We start from the raw sequence: 20,065 nt of genomic DNA on the forward strand, positions 1-20,065 counted from the left end.
AGGGATGCCTGTTTTATTTTTAGGAGGCTGTCACTGATTCGGGTTGGTCTTCTGCCTCAGGAATTTTTTATCATGCATGAACAGGCTCCAGAAATAGATAAATCCAGGGAAGAGGATGGCAAATCCGACAATGTAGGTGATAAACACTGCCCTAAAGGAATTGGGGTCAGTAAAAGCCGACTGAATGGTCACATTGGGATAGACAATATAAGGCAAATGGGCTTTTCCGTACACATAGCTTGCGATTAAGTACTGAGCGGTGACGGCAATAACCGAAAGCCTTGGCATCCCCTTCACTCCTTTTGAAAAGAAGTTTGGAAGGAAAAGACCGGCCCCTCCCAGCAGGAAGAATCCCAGCGATGTAAGCAGAAGAGGGAGGTCTTCCATCATTCGATCATAAATCCAGCGAGCTTCTTCCTTTAACGTCAGCATGATGCAAAAAGCCATAAGGAGGGAAATAGGGCCGGCTATTTTGGCATCGCGCAAATATACCCGATAGGCATCCATCTCCTCAGATGTCTTCGAGTAATCGGCCAGAAGCAGGGAGGAGAGGAACAGGGTGCTGCTGAAGGCGAAGCCAATAAACGTATAGACATTGGGGCTTGTGAACAGGCGTCCCAAGTTCAGCTGCGTCAGCCCATTCCCATAATCAACGAACTCGCCGTGTGTAATCGGCAGGACAGCAATCAGCAATCCAGGGATAATAATGCCTGTAATGCCGGAAATGTAGGTCAGCGGCTTTTTATACTCAGTAGCCACATTTGAGAAGACCAGGAATGCACTCCTTAAAGCCAGTAAAAGCAGAATCATGCTGCCGGGAACCAGCAGAATGGTCCCCAAAGTGTAGGCTGCTGTAGGAAACAGGCTGTAGACCGCAACAACGAGGGCAACAATAAAAGTATTGGTTACTTCCCAGGTTGGCGATAAATACCGGTTGGCAATATTGGTTGCTTTCGTTTTCTCCCTGTCTATGTAGATCATCGACCAAAAGCCTGCCCCGAAATCCATTGTCGCCATTACGGCATAAATAAACACAAATCCCCAAAGTACTGTAATGGCTATTAGTGCATCGGTCATTCGCTTCCCCTCCTAAGAATTTGAACTAAATAACGGCACACTCTTTTTTTCTGCACGCTGGAGATCGTCCAATACCGTATTTTTTCTAAAATAATATAAAAGCACGAAAACGACAGCTGTGCCCAGGATGACATAGACAAAGGCAAACAGGATGAAAAGGATGCCTAAATTGGCAGCCGTTGTAGCAGACTGTGCCGTGGATAATATCCGGTAAATTACCCACGGCTGACGCCCGGTGCAGGCAAAGATCCAGCCAAATTCAATGGCGGCTACAGCAAGAGGGCCGGAAGCAACCAGGGTCCAGAGAAAGACTTTCGGGAAATGATCCTTTTTCAAGAATTTTTTCCAAGCTATGCCTAAAAGTGATATAAGGATGAGCAGCGAGCCAATCCCGACCATGGCATTAAACAAGGTATGGACAAACAAAGGGGGCCAGTATTCTTCAGGGAAGTCATTTAAACCAACTACCACCGTATCGAAGCTGTTTCCGGCAAGGAAGCTTAAAGCCCAAGGTATTTCAATGGCCCATTTAATTTCCTTTGTTTCGCGGTCCGTAAATCCCCCAATTGCGAGAGGAGCATGGTCCTGTGTTTCGAAAAGCCCCTCAGCAGCCGCAAGTTTCTCCGGCTGGTATTCATGCAGATATTGAGCTGATTCATGGCCATTCAAGGCTGTCAGAAAGGACGCGATCCCTCCTACCACGAGGCTGATCATGATGGCCTTTTGATGCAGTTTATACACTCTTGAGCCAAAGTCTGACTTCATGAGTTTAAAAGCAGCTACAGATGCGACCACAAAAGCCCCGGTCACATAAGCGGACAAGGCGACATGCCCGGCTGTGACAAAGAAGCTCGGGTTAAAAAAGGCCGCCCATGGGTCAATATCCAAATACTTCCCATCCTCGTACCGAAAACCTGCTGGCGTACCCTGGAAAGCATGGACATTTGTAATTAGAACCGCCGAGGCAAGCGCTCCCATTGCTACTAAAATCAGGCTGACAATCCTCATCCACGGGGCAATTCTTTCCGCAGCATAGACATAGATCGACATAAACAGGGCCTCGACGAAAAAAGCATAGATTTCAATCTGGAAGGGGAGCGGCATCACACGGCCGATGACCTCCATGAACCCGGGCCAAAGCAGTGATAATTGAACACCTGCGATGGTGCCTGTCGGGATTCCAACTCCAAGCAGTACCGCAAAGGCCTTCGTCCAGCGTTTGGCCATGACGACGTAGTCCTGGTCTTTGGTTCTTTGGTACATGAGCTCGGCCGTCAAGATCATAAGAGGCAGGCCTACTCCAATGGTTGCAAATATAATGTGGAATGCCATGGTGGTTCCAAATAAGGAACGGGCAATCAATAAGTCGTCCATCACTCATTACGTCCTTTCACTCTGATCATATTTCATATAATTTCCAATGGGGCCAGGAATATGTAACGAAATACTTAAAATCTATCAGTGAAGGGAGCAAGGGCTAAAAACGCAAACGAGGGCCTTAAAGAATATTTGGAATGTACCTGCATTGCTTAGGTGTTAAAAAATCATTTGACGTTTTCCCTTGTGTTTTATATCATATGGAAAGAGTCCCCGTACTTGAACGGGAGAGGTTCATAGCTGATACCCTCTATAAAAAACTATGGATTCATGACAATCTGCCATGTCCATATTGGGCATGGCTTTTTTGTTGCTTTTATCCGTTGCGTTTTTCCTTAGAATCAGCATGCGGCTCTCTTGTCAATTTGTGGGGTCATCATACAAGGGGGTTTTTTATTATGTCTGGCAGAAGCCATGAAGAAGGTTTAAAGGATCTGACACTGCTCGGAAATCAAAATACAAAGTATTCATTTCAATATGCTCCGGAGGTTTTGGAGGCAGTCGACAATATGCATTCCAGCAGGGACTATTTCGTAAAATTCAACTGTCCGGAGTTCACCAGTCTATGCCCGATGACCCATCAGCCTGATTTTGCTACCATGTACATTTCCTACATTCCAGATAAAAAAATCGTCGAAAGCAAATCACTTAAATTGTATTTATTCAGTTTCAGGAACCATGGAGATTTCCATGAGGATTGTGTAAATATCATTATGAATGACTTAATCAAGCTGCTGGATCCACGCTATATCGAGGTGTGGGGGAAATTCACTCCCCGCGGCGGCATTTCCATCGATCCATGGTGCAATTACGGAAAACCAGGAACAAAATACGAAGAAATGGCTGACTACCGGTTGATGAACCATGACCTGAACCCAGAAAAGATCGATAATCGATAAGGAATAAGTAAGGGGACATCTCCCGTTTTCCAATAACTTCAATTAAGAATTATGCTGGCTGAATAAATAATTCCTTCAAATTTGGGTATTAACCTAGTAATAGAATCGCACTTTTAAAATGGCGGCTGAACTAGGGAGGAAAAACCATGCAGTGGAAAGGAAGACGAGGAAGCTCCAATATGGAAGACCGAAGAGGCATGGGAGGGGGAGGCAAGACCCTTGTGGGAGGCGGGCTTGGCGGCCTGGTTCTAGTCCTGATCCTGACCTTCCTTGGAGGCGGGAATCCTGGAGATCTTTTAAATAATATGGCCAATATGGGCGGGACCGACCCTGCGGTGCCATATGAAGAGACAGCGCAGGAAAAAGAGCTGGCGGAGTTTGTCTCGGTGGTCCTTGCCGATACGGAAGAGGTCTGGACGGAAATCTTCAGGGAAGAGGGTTTGGAGTATAAAGAGCCAACCCTGGTTTTATATACAAATAGTGTGCAGTCCGCCTGCGGGACGGCGAGTTCGGCAGTTGGGCCCTTTTACTGTCCGGGAGACCAGAAGCTTTACATTGACCTGAGCTTTTACAATGAGCTGCAGCAAAAGTTCAAGGCTCCAGGGGACTTTGCCATGGCCTATGTCATTGCCCATGAGGTCGGTCATCATGTGCAGACCCTATTGGGCACAACTCAGAAGATACAGCCTCACAGCAGCAATGAAAAGTCTGTCCGCTTTGAGCTCCAGGCAGATTACCTGGCAGGTGTATGGGCCCACCACGCTCAAGGAATGGACGTGCTTGAGGAGGGAGACCTGGAAGAGGCATTAAATGCAGCGAGCGCAGTCGGTGATGATACTATCCAAAGGAGGGCTCAAGGACATGTGGTGCCGGAAAGCTTTACACATGGAACCTCCCAGCAGAGGAAACGCTGGTTCTATAAAGGGTTTCAATCCGGAAATTTAGACCAGGGTGATACATTTAATGCAAGAAATCTGTAAACTGGGCAAAAAGAAGGATCAAAGGCGAAAGTTACGCCTTTGATCCTTCTTTTTTATTTGATCTTAAATTTGGAAACCTGCACCTGAAGCTCTTCCGCCATTCTGGATAGTTCACTCGCGGATGCCGTTATCTCCTGCATGGCAGCCAGCTGGTCCTCTGTGGAGGTTGAGATTTCACGTGTGCTGGTTGATGTGGCTTCACTGCTGAGTTATTCATATTGGCTGATACACGAGTCTAGGAAGCCACTCTTCTCTTGTGCTGCAGGGTGTAAATCCGGTATAAAAGGAAGGCAGCAGCCGATAGGATGATCCCGGAAAGATAGGGAAGACCCATAGAGACAGAAAAGAGCCAGCCGCCCATTGGAGGGCCAATGACCCTTCCAAGGGAGTCAAAGGATGACAGAAGCCCTGTTGTACTTCCATGGCCAGCTGCCGAGGTCTTGGTCAGCAGGGAGGATACACTCGGTCGGATGAAACCATTTCCGATACCGAATACGGTTAAAAAAACTGCGGCCGTTAAAAAAGAATCAATCAGCAGAATCAATCCAAAGCCAAGCGCCGAAATCACAATGCCGAGCTGGATAACAAAACCTTCACCGAGCTTTTTTGTCAATCTTCCCACAAGTCCTCCTTGTACAATGGCTCCGGCTAAGCCCATAATCATAAAAATGTAGCCCAGGCTTGTGGTTCCCAGTCCGGCCTTTTCAGCTCCAAAATAAGCGAAGGTGGCCTCGAGGCCTGAGAGGGACAAAGACACAAACCACTGTAAAATAAATAGAATGGAGGAAGGGCCCTTGAATGCCGAAAGAATTGACTTTCCCTTTTTTAAATGACCTTGCCTCAGTTCAGGAGCGAGGGATTCCTTCAGCACAAACAGGACGAGGATAAAGGTAATGACTGAAAAGGCACCTGCGATATAAAAGGGAGTGCTTAAGCTTTCCTTTGAAAAAACACCGCCTATTGCGGGCCCAAAAATAAAGCCGAGGCCGACTGCGGCACCGATGATCCCCATTCCTTTTCCACGGTCTTCCTCCGATGTAATATCGGCGACATAGGCCATGACGGTCGGCATATTTGCAGAGGAAAGGATTCCGCCGATCATTCTGGCAGCAAACAGCATCCAGAGCTGGGATGAGACAGCCATCAGGAAAAATGATAGCGCAAGGCCTGCTATGCCAATCATAATGACTGGCTTTCGTCCAACCCGGTCAGAAATTCGTCCCCACATCGGAGCAAACAGCAGCTGCATCACAGAGTAAACACCCATCAGCAGCCCAAGCTGAAGAGGCGAAGCACCAATTTCTTCTGCATAAAAAGGCAGTACCGGAATAATGATGCCAAAGCCCACCATGACTAGGAACATGATTGCGAACAGGATGGGCAACGCTTTTTTATTATTCATTCTCGAATTCACTCCAATAATCTTATAAGAGCTTTATTAAAATTGCATATGCCAAAAGGCTGCACCTCATTATACCCTTTTTCCAGACTATTTACGAAAGAGACAAGGCTTCAAAACAGAGATCTCTATAAGTATGAAACAGCGGTTCTTTATTTTGAAATAATTTTTTTGAAAAAAAACCTTTCTTTTTTGAATTTTTATTGATAGTATTACTTTTAAATTCATTTTTAACAATCTTCATATAATTCTTATCGAGAGAGGTCGAGGGTAAGGCCCTGTGAAGCCTCAGCAACCTGTATATTGTTTGGACAAGGTGCTAATTCCTTCAAGTTTTTACTTGGAAGATAAGAGGATGGCGTTGTAAGCTGCAAAGTCTCTTCTTATTGGAGGGGCTTTTTTTTATCGATAGATTTGAAGTGATTACCTTATAGAATAGTTGGGAGAGAGCGCGAAATGACGGCAACCAGAACACTTAAGGCACCATTTAAAGGCGATCATGTTGGAAGTTTCCTTCGTCCGCAGCGTTTGAAAGAAGCGAGGCAGCTGAAGGCAAACGGGGAGATCTCAGCGGAACAGCTGAGAAAAATTGAAGATGAAGAAATTATTAAGCTTGTCGAGAAGCAAAAAGAGGCAGGGCTTCAGGCTATTACGGACGGAGAATTCAGACGGGCCTGGTGGCACTTTGACTTTCTTGAAAACCTTGTCGGTGTTGAAGGCTACGAGTCTGAAACGGGCATTCAGTTTAACGGTGTAAAGACAAATTCACATTCCATCCGGGTAGTGGGCAAGGTTGATTTTGACGGACACCCAATGCTACAAGACTATATGTTCCTGCACTCAATTGCAGGGGATCAGCATGTAGCCAAAATGACAATTCCAAGCCCAAATATGATCTTTCACAGAGCGAATATCGATCGGGGTGTTTATGAAAATAACGAGGCTCTGCTTGAAGATTTAACAAGGGCTTATAAAAAGGCCATTCGGGCATTTTACGATGCTGGCTGCCGATATTTGCAGATTGACGATACATCCTGGGCTGCCTTTTTCTCGGAGCAGGGAGAGAAGCAAATCCGGGATCGTGGCCAGGAGCCTGCTGTACTTCGCAAGCTCTACACAAGAGCAATCAACGAATCAATTGCTGACCGTCCGGATGATATGGTTATTACCATGCACATTTGCCGCGGAAACTTCCGTTCAACTTATACATCTGCCGGTTCCTACGATGCTGTATCCGAGACCATTTTTAGCGAGCTGGACGTCGATGGGTTGTTCCTGGAGTATGATGATGAGCGCTCTGGAGGCTTTGAACCGCTTCGCTATGTGAACAGAAGCAGTCTTCAGATTGTTCTTGGGTTAATTACTTCCAAGTTTGGAGAGCTTGAGGACAAAGACGCGATTAAAAAGCGGATTGCTGAAGCTGCAGAATATGTTTCATTAGATCAACTCTGCCTGAGCCCTCAGTGCGGCTTTGCCTCTACAGAAGAAGGAAATATTCTCACTGAAGAGGATCAGTGGAAAAAAATCCGTCATGTAGTTGATATTTCCCGTGAGGTATGGGGAGAATAAGAGATTTTTTTTAGAGTTCCTGATTTCAGGAGCTCTTTTTTGGCCCAATGACTAAGCATAGTTTACCTGATGCTGCGAACAAAGTTTACCTGCATAATGGTGAATCTGTTATGAAAAAGAACCTTCTGAAACGAAATACAGCCCCCTAAAAAGGCGGGCTGCTGTATGTTATTTAAATTCTATTTTGACGCTATAGCCCAGGTTGTGGTAAAAGTTGCTGATTACTTTGACTGCACTATCCTCTGCTTTTTCCAGTAAACCCATGCCTTGTGCCTCTTTTTCAATTTCCTGTTTAGCTGCTGCAGCGAGGTCAAAGCCTTCTTCCCAGTTCACTTCGCTTCTAAACAGACCTTCTTCGGAATAGGTCTCCACTTTATCCATTTGAATGGATGGCTCCTGAATGATGGAGGCATGCGGGATTGTTAAGGATATTTCTTTCTGTTCCTCGTTAACCTTTATATCTCTCTCGCTGACGTTCTGAAGGTCAACACCTGCCAGGACAGTCGCGGGAACCACTAATAAAACCGTTCTTTTTGTCCCGGGTAAATGGATATTCAGCTCTTTGTTAAATAATTTATTGTCTTCTTCCTTGATAACAGTCGTAACTACAGCCTCAGCAGTGGCGAGAGTTGCCAGCTCCTGCACTTGTTCCACAATCGTGATTGATTCACTTTGCGAAGTGCTCCCCGAAAACAATTTATAAAAGGTGAAGGTGCCAAGACCGCTCATCAGAAGCAGAGTGGCAACTATCGTAAGTATAGAGTATTTCATTTTTCTTTTATAGAAGGGGAGGGAGGTTCGGTAGTTTCGTTCATGGTTTGAACTTAAAGTCCGAGGTGTTTGCACTTCTCCCTTAATGATCCCTTCTGTGGCCGCAAGTGTTTCCTGTTGGTGCCGTCTGATTCCCAATCTTAATCCCCCTTGTTCATTTCAGCCAAGATAATACTTAATATAGCAATTATAGACATTTTTTACCGATTATGTGTAATCCATTTTTTAACAATATACGTTCTTCCTCATTGTCTATGGGAAGGAGAGGAGGTGAAATAAAAATAAAAAACTCAGGTACACTGCTGTGTACCTGAGTTTTATCGACATAGGCAGATTTATAGCAAATATAAATAAGACCGCAGGCTACCTCGATTTTTATCGAAATTGCCTGCGGTCTCATATGCACTGTTTCAATTTTTTATAACTGTATTAGCGGATCCCTTTCATGTATCCCTGGATCTTTGGAGCCATAGTGAACAAAATGATGGAAAGAACGATCGAAGCTCCGCCAATAATTCCGAAGTAAGTCATTTCTGTTGCTGGTGAATAGAATTTAACAATCTGTGCATTAATTGCCTGGGCAGCTGCATTGGATAAGAACCAAAGGCTCATCGTTTGAGCGGAGAAAGCTGCCGGCGCCAGTTTCGTCGTAGCTGACAGTCCGACAGGGGACAGACAAAGCTCACCGAGAACAACAATAAAGTAACTTAGAACCAGCCAAAGCGGGTTAACGAGCGAATCTGTTCCCCCGAAATAAGCAGGCAACAGGATGACAAGGAACGACAGCCCGGCGAACAAGAGTCCCAAAGAGAACTTTTGTGGGATGGTTGGCTGGCGCTTGCCTAATTTTACCCACAGCCATGCAAATACTGGCGCGAATACAATGATGAATAGTGGATTCAAGGATTGGAACCAGGCAGGGGAGATGTTGAACCCTGCAAATTCTAACTGGGTACGCTTGTCTGCATAGTTCGCAAGAATAGTCGATCCTTGCTCTTGAATGGCCCAGAACATGACCGATGCAATAAAGAGCGGGATATAAGCGATAATGCGTGACCGCTCGACTTCAGTTGTCTTGGAGCTGCGATACATGGTGACAAAGTATGCGATTGGAATCCCGATTCCTAAAAGACCAACTAGAGCAATAAAACTGTCAAATGTTAAATATCCAGCTGGAATTGCGATTGCGATCAGGATTGCCAATAGGCCGGCAGCGATTGCAAACCGCGTGTAGACCTTTTTCTTTTCATTACCTGAAAGCGGGTTTGCAACAAACGTCCCGGCAAGGCCGAGGTTTTTCTTCTTCGTCAGCACGAACACAACTAGTCCAAGGAACATCCCGACTGCAGCAATGGCAAATCCAAGGTGGAAGTTATGCTTCATTCCTACCTCTCCGACAATCAATGGTGAAATGAAAGCACCAAGGTTGATCCCCATATAGAAGATACTGAAGCCGGCATCGCGCCGATTATCTTCTTCACTGTATATTTCACCGACTACGCTTGAAACATTTGGTTTCAGCAATCCGGTACCAAGAACGATCAGTACCATTGACACAAAGAACATGGCAAGGCTGCCTGGAATCGCTAAAACGATATGTCCCAGCATAATCAATATTCCACCGTAAAATACGGCTTTTGATGTACCGAAGATCCTGTCAGCAAGCCAGCCTCCAATAATCCCCGACATATAAACAAGAGAACCATAAATGGACATAATGGATAGGGCGAGAGTTTCATCCAGTCCTAGTCCTCCCTTGGAAACTTCATAATACATATAGTAAACAAGGATTGCTCTCATTCCATAGTAGGAAAATCGTTCCCAGAATTCGGTGAAGAAAAGAGTGAATAATCCTTTAGGGTGTCCAAAGAAACCCGTTTGAGGAACACTGTCCACAATTTTCTGCCTATTTGAGTTTGACATTATACAACCTCCTTAACATTATTCCATGATAACTATTTAAGTTTTCAATTGTCAAAAACTTTTTTTGGTAATGGAGTTAGGTTTGTCTAAAAACATTGATTTAAAAGGATTCCATGCGGAAAGCTCAGTAAATATAAGTTTTTTTGAAATAATATCAAGATTCAAAATGCTTAAATCCCCCATTTTCTAAAGGGTTCGTCTGTTTTAAGAGGGCAGAGGGGAGAAACTGGAAAGTTTATTGTGAAAGCCGGTATCCCGGAAAGAAGATTTATTGTTACATTTATGACATTTTCATTAGTATACTTAATTGTATACATGTAAACAAATAGTAAACATAATGTATACAATTAAGTATACGTGTGTACAAAATCGTTTGCATGTTGATTTAAAGGGATGTGTACAAAAAAGAAAACAAGTATACAAAATTGTGCGTGTTGTATACGTTTTTGTAACGGTTGTATACGAATTTGAATACAACTAAAGAATCATTGACGACCCTACTAACCTGTTATAATCTTTAACTATGGTTTGATAGTTTTATAGAACCTTACTATAGAGTGTCGAAAGGAATGATTTGATGAGCAATTCCAGAATTTGTGCGATTGATGTAGGGAATGACTCAGTTAAAGCTTTATTTGGCAAGTTGGATTACGAATTGTACATACCAAATGTGATTGCTAGAGATACAGAAGACAGGCCGGTTATCGGAATTGAAGAATTGAATGAAAAGGATCCGCTGGACGGTATTCATATCAGAATTCACTCCCCTGCCCTGAAAGATAATAACGCCATTTATCGTGTCGGCAGCCTTGCAACGAAGAGTGACAATGCCAGCGAACTTGACCCGGGGAGCAGCAAGTCCGAAGAGGACCAGACACTTGTTATGCTGTTTGCAACATTGGCACTGGATGCTGTCAGGGATGAAAATGCAGGTCTTTTCAGAAAGAACAATAATGTAATTGATGCAAACTATACTCTTGGTACAGGCCTCCCCCTTCGCGAAGTAAAAGAAGGAAAGGATGTTGGCTACCGTTCACAGCTGGTGGGCTCTGTCCATCAGGTAGAATTCCTGGTCACTCCTAAATACCAGGGTCTGAAAGTCAATATCCGATTCGACCAGGTCAAAGTCTATCCAGAGGGCTTTGCCGCTTATATCAATCTTGTAATGGACAATAACCTGAATATCATCAACCGCGATCTTATTGATAAAAGCATCCTGATCCAGGATATCGGCGGATTGTCTACCGACGTAGCCGTAATTAAGAATCGAAATGTGGATGATGACAAGGCTCAAGGATTCAACCTTGGCGTTTCGGAAGCTTTGGAAGCTATAAGGGAAGAAATCAGATCCAAGCATGGCGTGGAGCTGGACAGCCGCCGCGACGTAGTTGAGATCATCACCAGGAAAAACGACCGCAACCATATCATGGTTAAAGGAAGCCGCACCAGCGTTCACGATATAACTGACAGGATCCTTCTGGAATTGGCCAAAAAGCAATACCGTCATCTTCGCAATGTCTGGCAGAAGAATTCCCAGACTGAAATCTGCTATTTTGTCGGCGGCGGATCCATGGTGCTGAAAGAGTATATCAAAACATTGAACAACAATTTGGACGGTTACAACATTGAGTTCTTTGAAGATGAGAAGGAAAGCATCTGGATGATGGCGAATGCCTACTATAAATTACTCTCAGACTTTGTCCGTAAAAATGAAAAAGAAGAGAATAAAGCCAAAGAGAAGCAAAAGCAGCCAGCTCAAAAGTAGAAAAATAGGGTGATTTCATGGACAAAAAGGGAATGACTCGAATTCAGAGGGGACAGGCCATCACATTTCGCCTCCCCTCTGACACCCCTGATCACATCATCAAACAATTGCAGAGGCTCAAGGAAACCGAAAAACGGAACTTCTCCAGCAAGATAGCCGAGTTCGCCATCGAAGGCATCAGCAATTTCCTTGCAAAGGAGAAGGAGACAGTTACGATTCCGCTTCCGAAGCAATTGAGCAAGGAACAGCGCAACTGGCTTAAACACTCACATTCCGAAGCCTTATTAGGGACAATTGTTTACCAGCTGATGGCAGACCCTCTGCGGGCTTCGAGCATTCTGGCTACACTGAACAGCAATGCGCTTGATATCGACCAGGCTTTATATCTGCAGGAAAGGCCCGCAGAATCCCCTTCTTATGAAGAGCCTGTGAGGAATCTTCCGGCTGAACCGGAAAGCCGGGAGGACGTCCCAGAATCGGTTATGGATGATTTTGAAGATGACTTAATGGACTTTGATTGGGAGAAAGCGAAGCAAGAGCAGGCTCCTGCGGAAGAGGAAGCAGAAAGTGAAGAAGATACAGAGGATTTGCTGGGAGGATTCCTGGCAAAAATGAATATGTAGCATGAAAATGAAGATGCTTCCTGTTTGCCGGGAAGCATCTTTTTTTAGTTACCTTTACCATAGGCAGCAAGAACACCGTACGGCTGGCCGCACGGTTAGATTCATTATACTTGGAGATAGTGTTCATGTGGTGAAAGAGTCACCTTATGCTGTCCAAATTTATCCAATTACTAGTGCTGCGAAATTGTGATAAACAGCATGGTGACAAGGTTTAGCCCTTGCTTAAATGTTTTGCCGCAGGAGAATTCAAACAATTGGGGCAATAAGAGTATTGACGAATATAAATATTTCTGAAATAATGATGGTAATTTAATAACTGGTACCTTTAAATTCAGTCCTGTGAGGCTGACAAGGACAGCGGAATAGTGAAAAATAAGCGTGCTCTGTGCCCGCGGCCTTTTTCATGTGCAAAAAGCTACTTGTCGAATCCGGCAAGTAGCTTTTTTTATGCCGATTCTCTGTTAAAACGATGTCTACGAAGGTTTCTTCGGTACCAGGCACACTAACAAATTGGAGGAATTGGTAATGGAAAAGAATAAGATTGATCTCGATTTTTCACTGACAGCTGTACCTAAAACCCATCGGAGCGGCTTCTGGAAGATGCTTGTCGTGATGCTTGGCTTTACGTTCTTCTCGGCGAGCATGCTTTCCGGCGGAACCTTGGGGCTCGGGCTATCCCTGACAGAATTCATCTGGATTGTCCTCGCAGGAAACTTGATTCTTGGCGCCTATACAGGGACTCTAGCTTATATTGCAGCCAAAACTGGTTTATCCACGCACTTGCTGACTCGATACGCGTTTGGTGAAAAAGGCTCTTATGTTGCTTCCCTTTTACTGAGCCTGACTCAGATTGGCTGGTTTGGGGTAGGCGTAGCCATGTTTGCTGTGCCGGTTCAAAAAGTGACAGGCCTTGATACGAACCTGTTGATTATTGTTTCAGGGCTCTTAATGACAGCTACCGCGTTTTTCGGCATGAAGGCATTGACCATCCTGAGCTTTATCGCTGTACCTGCGATTGTCATTCTCGGAGGGTACTCGGCTTCGGAAGCAGCGGTAGACCTCGGAGGCATTCAAGGACTGATGCACTATCAGCCATCTGAATCGATTGGCCTTGCAGCTGCACTAACCATCTGTGTTGGATCTTTTATCAGCGGCGGTACTCTGACACCGGATTTTACACGATTTGCAAAAACAAAGAAAACAGCGGTTGCTACTACAGTCATTGCGTTTTTTATCGGAAACTCCTTAATGTTCATCTTTGGTGCAATCGGTGCGGTCGCAACAGGACAGTCTGATATCTCGGAGGTTATGTTCCTGCAGGGGCTGATCATTCCGGCCATCATCGTCCTGGGACTCAATATCTGGACAACCAATGATAACGCGATATATGCATCTGGGCTAGGAATCTCCAATATTACAAAGATTAAAAAGAGCAAAGTGGTTATTTTTAACGGAATTGTTGGTACAATCATGGCCATGTGGCTTTATAACAACTTCGTAGGATTCTTGACAGTCCTTGGCGCAGCTCTTCCGCCAATTGGAGCCATTATCATTGCCGATTATTTCATCCTCAACCGCGGAAAATATAAAGCTTTCGAAAAGGTTCAGTTTAAAACGATTAACTGGACTGCATTGATTGCCTGGGGAGCAGGGGTTGCTCTCGCTAAATTTCTGCCCGGAATTCCGCCATTGAACGGATTGATTGGGTCAGCCCTGCTCTATGTTGTTTTATCACTAGCAGTTAAAACTTTCACAGAATCTAAGACATCAACAGTAGAAATGGAAAAGGTGAGCGCATGATTATCAAAAATGCAAAACTGAGAAATAAAGAGGGTCTCTGGGACATCCTGATTGAAGAAGGAAAAATTAAACAGATTGGCCAGCAGGTTGAACAGAACGGATACGAGGAAATCCTGGATGTGAGCGGGAGCCTGGTGCTTCCTCCTTTTATCGAGCCGCATATCCACCTTGATACGACGCTTACGGCAGGTGAACCGAAATGGAACGAGAGCGGCACGCTTGTTGAAGGGATCCAAACCTGGGCGGAGCGAAAAAAAACTCTTACAGCAGAGGATGTCAAAACCAGGGCAAAAAAGGCGCTTAAATGGCAAATTGCCCAGGGAATACAGCATGTAAGAACCCACGTTGATGTAACAGACCCAGAGCTTACGGCTTTAAAAGCAATGCTTGAGGTCAAAGAAGAAATGTCTTCGTTTGTGGATTTGCAGCTGGTTGCATTCCCGCAGGATGGAATTCTTTCTTTTCCGAATGGAGCTGAACTCCTTGAAGAAGCTTTAGTCATGGGAGCGGATGTTGTCGGCGGGATTCCCCATTATGAATTTACCAGGGAATACGGTGTAGATTCATTAAAAATGGCCTTTGCTCTTGCCGAGAAATACGATCGCCTCGTGGATATCCATTGTGATGAAATTGATGATGAGCAATCCCGGTTCGTGGAGGTAGTGGCAGCTGAGGCGCTGCGCACCGGCCTGGGGAGCAAAGTGACGGCCAGCCATACGACAGCAATGGGCTCATACAATGATGCCTATACCTTTAAGCTGTTCCGGCTTTTAAAAATGTCTGAGATGAATTTTGTTTCCAATCCGCTGGTCAACATCCACTTACAAGGCCGGTTTGACACTTATCCAAAGCGCAGGGGGCTTACAAGAGTAAAGGAGCTGCAGGAAGCTGGAATGAATGTCTGCTTCGGGCATGACGACATTTTTGACCCTTGGTATCCGCTTGGCACAGGGAACATGCTTCAGGTTCTCCATATGGGCATTCATGTGAGCCAGCTGCTTGGGTACGACCAGATTGTAAATTCAGTCGATTTGATAACATCAAACAGTGCAAAGACGTTAAATATTCAGGATCATTACGGGATTGAAGAAGGAAAACCGGCGAACATGATCATCTTATCTGCTAAAAATGAATATGAAGCTATACGCAAGCAGGCATCCGTCCGTTATTCGATCCGCAATGGAAAAGTGATTGCAGAAACAAAACCATCTGAAACTCATGTTACGCTTGGCGGGGATTCTGAATTTGTAGATTTTGAGAAGTAATTCTATTGTTAAAAACTGCTCCAGTTATCTGGTGCAGTTTTTTATTGTTTTGTAGGCTCAGTGCTTGTTTGGCCTTATGATAGTAGATGGGCCCAACATGAAACAGGAATCTTAAGAAAGTCTTAAGAAAGTTCATCAGTAAGCATTAAGATTTGCTGGTTAAAATAGAGTCAGTGAAAGAGAGAGAGGGGGAATGAGAATGGAAACATATCAGGTCCTTGTCGTGGATGATGAAAAGGAGATTAGGGATGCCATTGAAATATATCTGAAAAATGAAGGCATAACAGTGATAAAGGCAAAGGATGGCATTGAGGCAATCGAAAAGCTGAATGAGCATACGATTCACCTTATTATCCTGGATATTATGATGCCTCGGCAGGACGGGATTTCGACGGCTTTTAAAATCCGTGAAGAAAAAAACATTCCGATTATCATGCTGAGTGCTAAAAGTGAAGATATGGATAAAATCCTTGGCCTTCAGGTCGGAGCGGATGATTATGTGACGAAGCCCTTTAACCCGCTGGAATTGATAGCCCGGGTAAAATCGCAGCTTAGGCGATATGTGACGCTTGGAACTTTTGAGGGCCGAAAGCAAGTGATTGATTTGAACGGGTTGACATTGGACACGGCAGCAAAGGAAATCAGGGTGAATGGCGACATTGTGAAACTGACACCAATCGAGTACCGGATTGTTGAAATGCTGATGAAGAACGCGGGCCATGTATTTTCCATTCATGAAATTTATGAACGGGTCTGGAAGGAACCATACATAAATGCAGAAAATACAGTCGCCGTTCATATTCGTAAAATCCGCGAAAAAATTGAGATTGATCCAAAAAATCCGAGATATTTAAAGGTGGTGTGGGGAATTGGATACAAAATTGAGAAATAGGAACATCAAGCTGGCCTTCCTTGTGCTCCTGTTTACCTTCGGAATCAGCGGGATTTTTGTCCTTGCAACCAACAGCAGCAATCTTTTAGATGATTATTTTGAAACAGAAGAGTTTCGGTCTGAATACAACCAGTTTATTGACTACCTATTCCTTTATGAATTAAATGAAATGAGCAGCGAAGAGGCCAAGGAGGCAATCACGGTTACAGCAGAGGAGATTGATGAGCACCGCTACCAGTATGGCGATTTACTCAGTCAAAAAGCGACCATTCGAAATCAATATGCTGGTTTAATCGAAGAGGCGGAAGCAGCTGGGGACAAGGAAGTGGCGGAAGCCTATAAAAAAGAGCGGGACGAAAAAATAGAGGATATATCACAAAACTTTAAAAGTGACGAGCATGTTGAGAAAAAAGTCAGAGCAGAAAAGGAGAAGGAAATCGATCAATATTACCGCGACCTTCAAACCAACCGTTCAGATTACCTGAGGTACAGCGAAGCTTTCACGTATTATTTGAAGGACCGTGACAGCAGCAAGGTTTATACCAATCTGAATCTTGCGGGAAATGAGTCTCCCAAGGATCATTTGAATAAAAAGAATATGATATTTATTCGTACCTATCCGGCAGGTGACCAAGGATATCTGTCAGCTCAATATCAATATGGCTATTCGGGGGAACAGGAAACCGTCAGTCAGATTGTGACCACACCAAGGCTTTTTGAGGGACAGGTAGCTGTTTCTAAAATAGAGTCCTCTCCCAGCTATATCATGAACATGTATGAAGACTTCCAAAAGCGGAAAGTGCTGCTGATGATTTACATCGGTGCAGGTCTGGCAGCCTTGACCGCAAGTGTCCTGTTAGGGAGAAAAGAGATTCAGGCCCTGTCGCTCAATGATAAATGGGCGGGGCTCTATCTCGGGCTGCCGATTGATCTTCGGGTTCTCCTGTTCGGAGTGACGATGTTCGGCGGAATCATCAGTTTCCTATTGATCAATGACCAATTCTATTATTTTTCTTATTCCCAGCTTGCGGATCTGCTGATTGGCCTGCTGATTGCAACCCTGTTTATGGTGGCGTTTATTTTACAGGTGAAGATGATTGCCGTTCAATGGGGAGATAGAAAAAAACTTAAGGAGGACTGGAAAGGAAGTTACATTTTCCGGATGGTTACCGGCATCAGGAATGCATTTTTAGTCCGCAGCACCGGTATTCAGCTGCTGATATTGCTCTCGGGAATCTTTTTATTTGGTCTGTCCGCAGGTCTGGTTTTTGTTGACCCATTTTTCCTTCTAGTCTTTGGATTCCTTTTCCTGGCAGCGATTTTCCCGGCAGCTGTCCTGATTAGGCGGACGGGTTATTTTAATACAATCCTGCAAAATACCAATGAGCTGGCCGCTGGTAGGATGGGGAGCGATTTACCGGTGAAAAAGAGGTCCGCCCTGGGGACGCTTGCCGGCAATATTAATGTCCTAAAGCATGGCGTAAAGAAGTCGCAGAATGAGCAGGCAAAAAGCGAACGGCTAAAAACAGAACTGATTACGAATGTAAGCCATGATTTGAGAACACCGCTTACTTCCATCATTACGTATACCGAGCTTTTAAAGGCACCTGGGGTGAATGAGGCTGACCGCGAGGCCTATGTTGAAATCATTGACCGAAAATCCAAGCGGCTGAAGGTCCTGATTGATGACTTGTTTGAAGCCTCTAAAATGGCGAGCGGCAGTGTGGAACTGGTGAGGGAGAGAATCGATCTTGTGCAGCTCCTGCAGCAGGCACTTGCTGAACACAGCGAAAAAATGGATCAGAATTCCCTGCAATTCAGAGTATCTGCACCCGAGGAACCGGTTTATTCCATGGTGGATGGGCAGAAGCTGTGGCGGGTGTTTGATAATTTAATCGGAAATATTCTAAAATATTCCCTGGAAAATACTCGTGTCTATATCTCCCTGAAACCCAACGGTAATAACGCCGTGATTACCTTCAAGAATGTGACGAAATACGAGCTGAGTGAAAGTGTAGATGAGCTGTTTGAACGGTTTAAGCGGGGAGATCAGTCAAGGAATACAGAAGGCTCAGGGCTGGGGCTCGCGATTGCCAAATCCATTGTTGATCTGCATGACGGCGAGCTCGACATTGAGGTAGATGGAGACTTGTTCAAGGTGATAGTAACGTTAGAGACAGTGTAGTGATGAAGGTCTATTTTCCTCTAATGATCCCTGTTTGTCACAACCTGGACACTGGTTTTTCAATAAATAAAAATAATCGATGCATAAATTACGATTATTGATCGATAAATCAAAGGAATGTATGTATAACCTCAGGGAATCGATGCATAAACACCAAAATGGCTGGTCAGGGAAGTCAAAAAGGCTGGTTCAAAAGGGAGTATATCCTCTCTTGAACCAGCCTTTCGCTATTTTTCACTTATTGTTCCGCCTTTTCCTCATAAAGCCTCGCAATTTCAATGATGACCTGTACGGCCTTTTCCATATTATCGACCGAGATATATTCATATCGGCCATGGTAGTTCTCGCCGCCGGTAAACACATTCGGCGTCGGGAGTCCCATATAGCTTAGCTGCGAACCGTCTGTGCCGCCTCGTATGGGCTTAATGACGGGCTTGATGCCAAGGTTCTCCATCGCCTGGTGGGCGAGGTCGACGATATGCTTCACTGGTTCAATTTTGTCGCGCATATTGTAATATTGGTCATTCATTTCCAGGATGATTTTATCACTGCCGTAGGTTTTTTGAAGATCATCGACGATTGCCGTGATATTTGCCTTTCGATCCTCGAATTTTTCACGGTCAAAGTCGCGGATAATATAATGCAGCCTGGTTTCCTCCACATCACCATTAAACGAGATTAAGTGGTAGAATCCTTCATATCCCTCTGTATATTCCGGGGCTTCCTCAGCAGGCAGCAGGCTGTTGAACTCCATTGCCAGTTTTGCAGAGTTCACCATTTTCCCTTTGGCTGTTCCAGGGTGGACGTTCTTCCCTTTGAATGTAATCTTTGCTGCGGCCGCATTGAAGCTTTCATACTCAAGCTCCCCAAGCGGACCGCCATCCATTGTATAGGCGTAGGCAGCATCAAAGGCCTTCACATCAAACCGGTGCGGCCCTCTGCCGATCTCTTCATCTGGTGTAAAAGCGACTCTGATTCTTCCGTGCTTGATTTCCGGATGCCTGATAAGGAAGTCCATTGCCGTCATGATCTCAGCGATGCCTGCCTTATTGTCAGCTCCCAGCAGGGTTATGCCGTCGGTTGTAATCAAGGTATGGCCTTTATACTGCGGGAGCTCAGGGAATTCTTTAGGGGACAAAATAATTTGCTGCTGTTCATTTAGGACAATGTCATGGCCATCGTAATTTTCAACAATCTGTGGCTTGACGCCTTTGCCGGTAAAATCAGTCGCCGTATCGACATGGGCTAAAAATCCGATTGTCGGCACAGTTTTTGTTGTGTTTGAAGGAAGGGTTGCCATTACATAGCCATATTGGTCCATTGTGACGTCTTCCATCCCGATGGCCTTCAATTCATCTACGAGCTGGCCGGCGAGTGTCAGCTGGCCCGGGGTGGACGGGCAGGTTTCACTGCTCTCATCGGATTGTGTGTCTACTTTTACATAGGAAGTGAATCTTTCAATGATTTCGGATTTCATTTAACCAACTCCCAAAGTTTATGATAAAAATAGTGTATCACAAGGTCATGTTTTCATTATCAT

The 20,065-nt window shown here is 44.8% G+C and carries 15 protein-coding genes and 2 riboswitches; of the genes, 9 read left to right on the forward strand and 6 right to left on the reverse strand.

What is annotated here, in order from left to right:
- Positions 1-30 precede the first annotated feature (30 nt).
- Positions 31-1,077, reverse strand: coding sequence for a cytochrome d ubiquinol oxidase subunit II (locus EV146_RS15440; RefSeq protein ID WP_121610465.1), 1,047 nt, complete (start codon positions 1,075-1,077; stop codon positions 31-33).
- Between the two features lie 12 nt (positions 1,078-1,089).
- Positions 1,090-2,451: a cytochrome ubiquinol oxidase subunit I gene (locus EV146_RS15445; protein ID WP_132008484.1), complete on the reverse strand. Its 1,362-nt coding sequence runs from the start codon at positions 2,449-2,451 to the stop codon at positions 1,090-1,092.
- Between the two features lie 226 nt (positions 2,452-2,677).
- A riboswitch (PreQ1 riboswitch) is annotated at positions 2,678-2,724 on the forward strand.
- A gap of 128 nt (positions 2,725-2,852) precedes the next feature.
- Here EV146_RS15445 and queF point away from each other — a divergent pair.
- Both queF and ypfJ read left to right on the forward strand, forming a co-directional pair.
- Positions 2,853-3,353, forward strand: coding sequence for a preQ(1) synthase (gene queF, locus EV146_RS15450; RefSeq protein WP_132007858.1), 501 nt, complete (start codon positions 2,853-2,855; stop codon positions 3,351-3,353).
- A gap of 146 nt (positions 3,354-3,499) precedes the next feature.
- Positions 3,500-4,333, forward strand: coding sequence for a KPN_02809 family neutral zinc metallopeptidase (ypfJ, locus tag EV146_RS15455; protein ID WP_132007861.1), 834 nt, complete (start codon positions 3,500-3,502; stop codon positions 4,331-4,333).
- 235 nt (positions 4,334-4,568) lie between these two features.
- Here ypfJ and EV146_RS15460 read toward each other — a convergent pair whose 3' ends face one another.
- Positions 4,569-5,735, reverse strand: coding sequence for an MFS transporter (locus tag EV146_RS15460; RefSeq protein ID WP_132007864.1), 1,167 nt, complete (start codon positions 5,733-5,735; stop codon positions 4,569-4,571).
- Between the two features lie 245 nt (positions 5,736-5,980).
- Positions 5,981-6,086: riboswitch (SAM riboswitch) on the forward strand.
- Between the two features lie 102 nt (positions 6,087-6,188).
- On the opposite strand from EV146_RS15460, the gene EV146_RS15465 reads away from it, so the two are divergent.
- Positions 6,189-7,301 carry a 5-methyltetrahydropteroyltriglutamate--homocysteine S-methyltransferase gene (locus EV146_RS15465; RefSeq protein WP_132007867.1) on the forward strand — a complete coding sequence of 371 codons (1,113 nt, stop codon included), beginning with the start codon at positions 6,189-6,191 and terminating at the stop codon, positions 7,299-7,301.
- 168 nt (positions 7,302-7,469) lie between these two features.
- Here the strand turns inward: EV146_RS15465 and EV146_RS15470 are convergent, their stop codons facing one another.
- A complete protein-coding gene (locus tag EV146_RS15470; RefSeq protein WP_132007870.1) occupies positions 7,470-8,210 on the reverse strand; it encodes a DUF4230 domain-containing protein in 741 nt (246 codons plus the stop codon).
- Between the two features lie 291 nt (positions 8,211-8,501).
- Positions 8,502-9,995, reverse strand: coding sequence for a peptide MFS transporter (locus tag EV146_RS15475; RefSeq protein ID WP_132007873.1), 1,494 nt, complete (start codon positions 9,993-9,995; stop codon positions 8,502-8,504).
- Positions 9,996-10,572: 577 nt separating this feature from the next.
- On the opposite strand from EV146_RS15475, the gene EV146_RS15480 reads away from it, so the two are divergent.
- The 6 genes from EV146_RS15480 to EV146_RS15505 all read left to right on the forward strand — a co-directional run bounded on the left by EV146_RS15480 (position 10,573) and on the right by EV146_RS15505 (position 18,525).
- The gene (locus EV146_RS15480; RefSeq protein WP_121610474.1) at positions 10,573-11,760 is read left to right on the forward strand and encodes a ParM/StbA family protein; all 1,188 of its coding nucleotides are present in this window, start codon (positions 10,573-10,575) and stop codon (positions 11,758-11,760) included.
- A gap of 17 nt (positions 11,761-11,777) precedes the next feature.
- Positions 11,778-12,383: a hypothetical protein gene (locus EV146_RS15485; protein ID WP_132007875.1), complete on the forward strand. Its 606-nt coding sequence runs from the start codon at positions 11,778-11,780 to the stop codon at positions 12,381-12,383.
- Between the two features lie 525 nt (positions 12,384-12,908).
- Positions 12,909-14,183 (forward strand): cytosine permease, encoded by a 1,275-nt coding sequence (gene codB / locus EV146_RS15490; RefSeq protein WP_132007899.1) that lies wholly within the window; start codon positions 12,909-12,911, stop codon positions 14,181-14,183.
- Entirely contained in the window at positions 14,180-15,448 is a 1,269-nt protein-coding gene (locus tag EV146_RS15495; protein WP_132007902.1) for a cytosine deaminase, read from the forward strand. The genes codB and EV146_RS15495 overlap by 4 nt, the downstream gene beginning before the upstream one ends.
- Before the next feature lie 199 nt (positions 15,449-15,647).
- Entirely contained in the window at positions 15,648-16,340 is a 693-nt protein-coding gene (locus EV146_RS15500; RefSeq protein WP_132007904.1) for a response regulator transcription factor, read from the forward strand.
- A complete protein-coding gene (locus tag EV146_RS15505; protein WP_132007907.1) occupies positions 16,318-18,525 on the forward strand; it encodes a sensor histidine kinase in 2,208 nt (735 codons plus the stop codon). Before EV146_RS15500 ends, EV146_RS15505 begins: the two co-directional genes overlap by 23 nt.
- 238 nt (positions 18,526-18,763) lie before the next feature.
- On the opposite strand, the gene pepT is transcribed toward EV146_RS15505, so the two are convergent.
- Positions 18,764-20,002 carry a peptidase T gene (gene pepT, locus EV146_RS15510; RefSeq protein ID WP_132007910.1) on the reverse strand — a complete coding sequence of 413 codons (1,239 nt, stop codon included), beginning with the start codon at positions 20,000-20,002 and terminating at the stop codon, positions 18,764-18,766.
- Positions 20,003-20,065 lie beyond the last annotated feature (63 nt).

This window comes from Mesobacillus foraminis (assembly GCF_004340465.1).
In the GTDB taxonomy this organism is placed as follows: Bacteria; Bacillota; Bacilli; order Bacillales; family Cytobacillaceae; genus Mesobacillus_B; species Mesobacillus_B foraminis.

What these genes read in the sequence shown, in the direction of transcription:
- EV146_RS15440 (WP_121610465.1), bottom strand. Translation starts at nt 1,077, where the DNA reads ATGACCGATGCACTAATAGCCATTACAGTACTTTGGGGATTTGTGTTT.
- EV146_RS15445 (WP_132008484.1), bottom strand. Translation starts at nt 2,451, where the DNA reads ATGGACGACTTATTGATTGCCCGTTCCTTATTTGGAACCACCATGGCA.
- queF (WP_132007858.1), top strand. Translation starts at nt 2,853, where the DNA reads ATGTCTGGCAGAAGCCATGAAGAAGGTTTAAAGGATCTGACACTGCTC.
- ypfJ (WP_132007861.1), top strand. Translation starts at nt 3,500, where the DNA reads ATGCAGTGGAAAGGAAGACGAGGAAGCTCCAATATGGAAGACCGAAGA.
- EV146_RS15460 (WP_132007864.1), bottom strand. Translation starts at nt 5,735, where the DNA reads ATGAATAATAAAAAAGCGTTGCCCATCCTGTTCGCAATCATGTTCCTA.
- EV146_RS15465 (WP_132007867.1), top strand. Translation starts at nt 6,189, where the DNA reads ATGACGGCAACCAGAACACTTAAGGCACCATTTAAAGGCGATCATGTT.
- EV146_RS15475 (WP_132007873.1), bottom strand. Translation starts at nt 9,995, where the DNA reads ATGTCAAACTCAAATAGGCAGAAAATTGTGGACAGTGTTCCTCAAACG.
- EV146_RS15480 (WP_121610474.1), top strand. Translation starts at nt 10,573, where the DNA reads ATGAGCAATTCCAGAATTTGTGCGATTGATGTAGGGAATGACTCAGTT.
- EV146_RS15485 (WP_132007875.1), top strand. Translation starts at nt 11,778, where the DNA reads ATGGACAAAAAGGGAATGACTCGAATTCAGAGGGGACAGGCCATCACA.
- codB (WP_132007899.1), top strand. Translation starts at nt 12,909, where the DNA reads ATGGAAAAGAATAAGATTGATCTCGATTTTTCACTGACAGCTGTACCT.
- EV146_RS15495 (WP_132007902.1), top strand. Translation starts at nt 14,180, where the DNA reads ATGATTATCAAAAATGCAAAACTGAGAAATAAAGAGGGTCTCTGGGAC.
- EV146_RS15500 (WP_132007904.1), top strand. Translation starts at nt 15,648, where the DNA reads ATGGAAACATATCAGGTCCTTGTCGTGGATGATGAAAAGGAGATTAGG.
- pepT (WP_132007910.1), bottom strand. Translation starts at nt 20,002, where the DNA reads ATGAAATCCGAAATCATTGAAAGATTCACTTCCTATGTAAAAGTAGAC.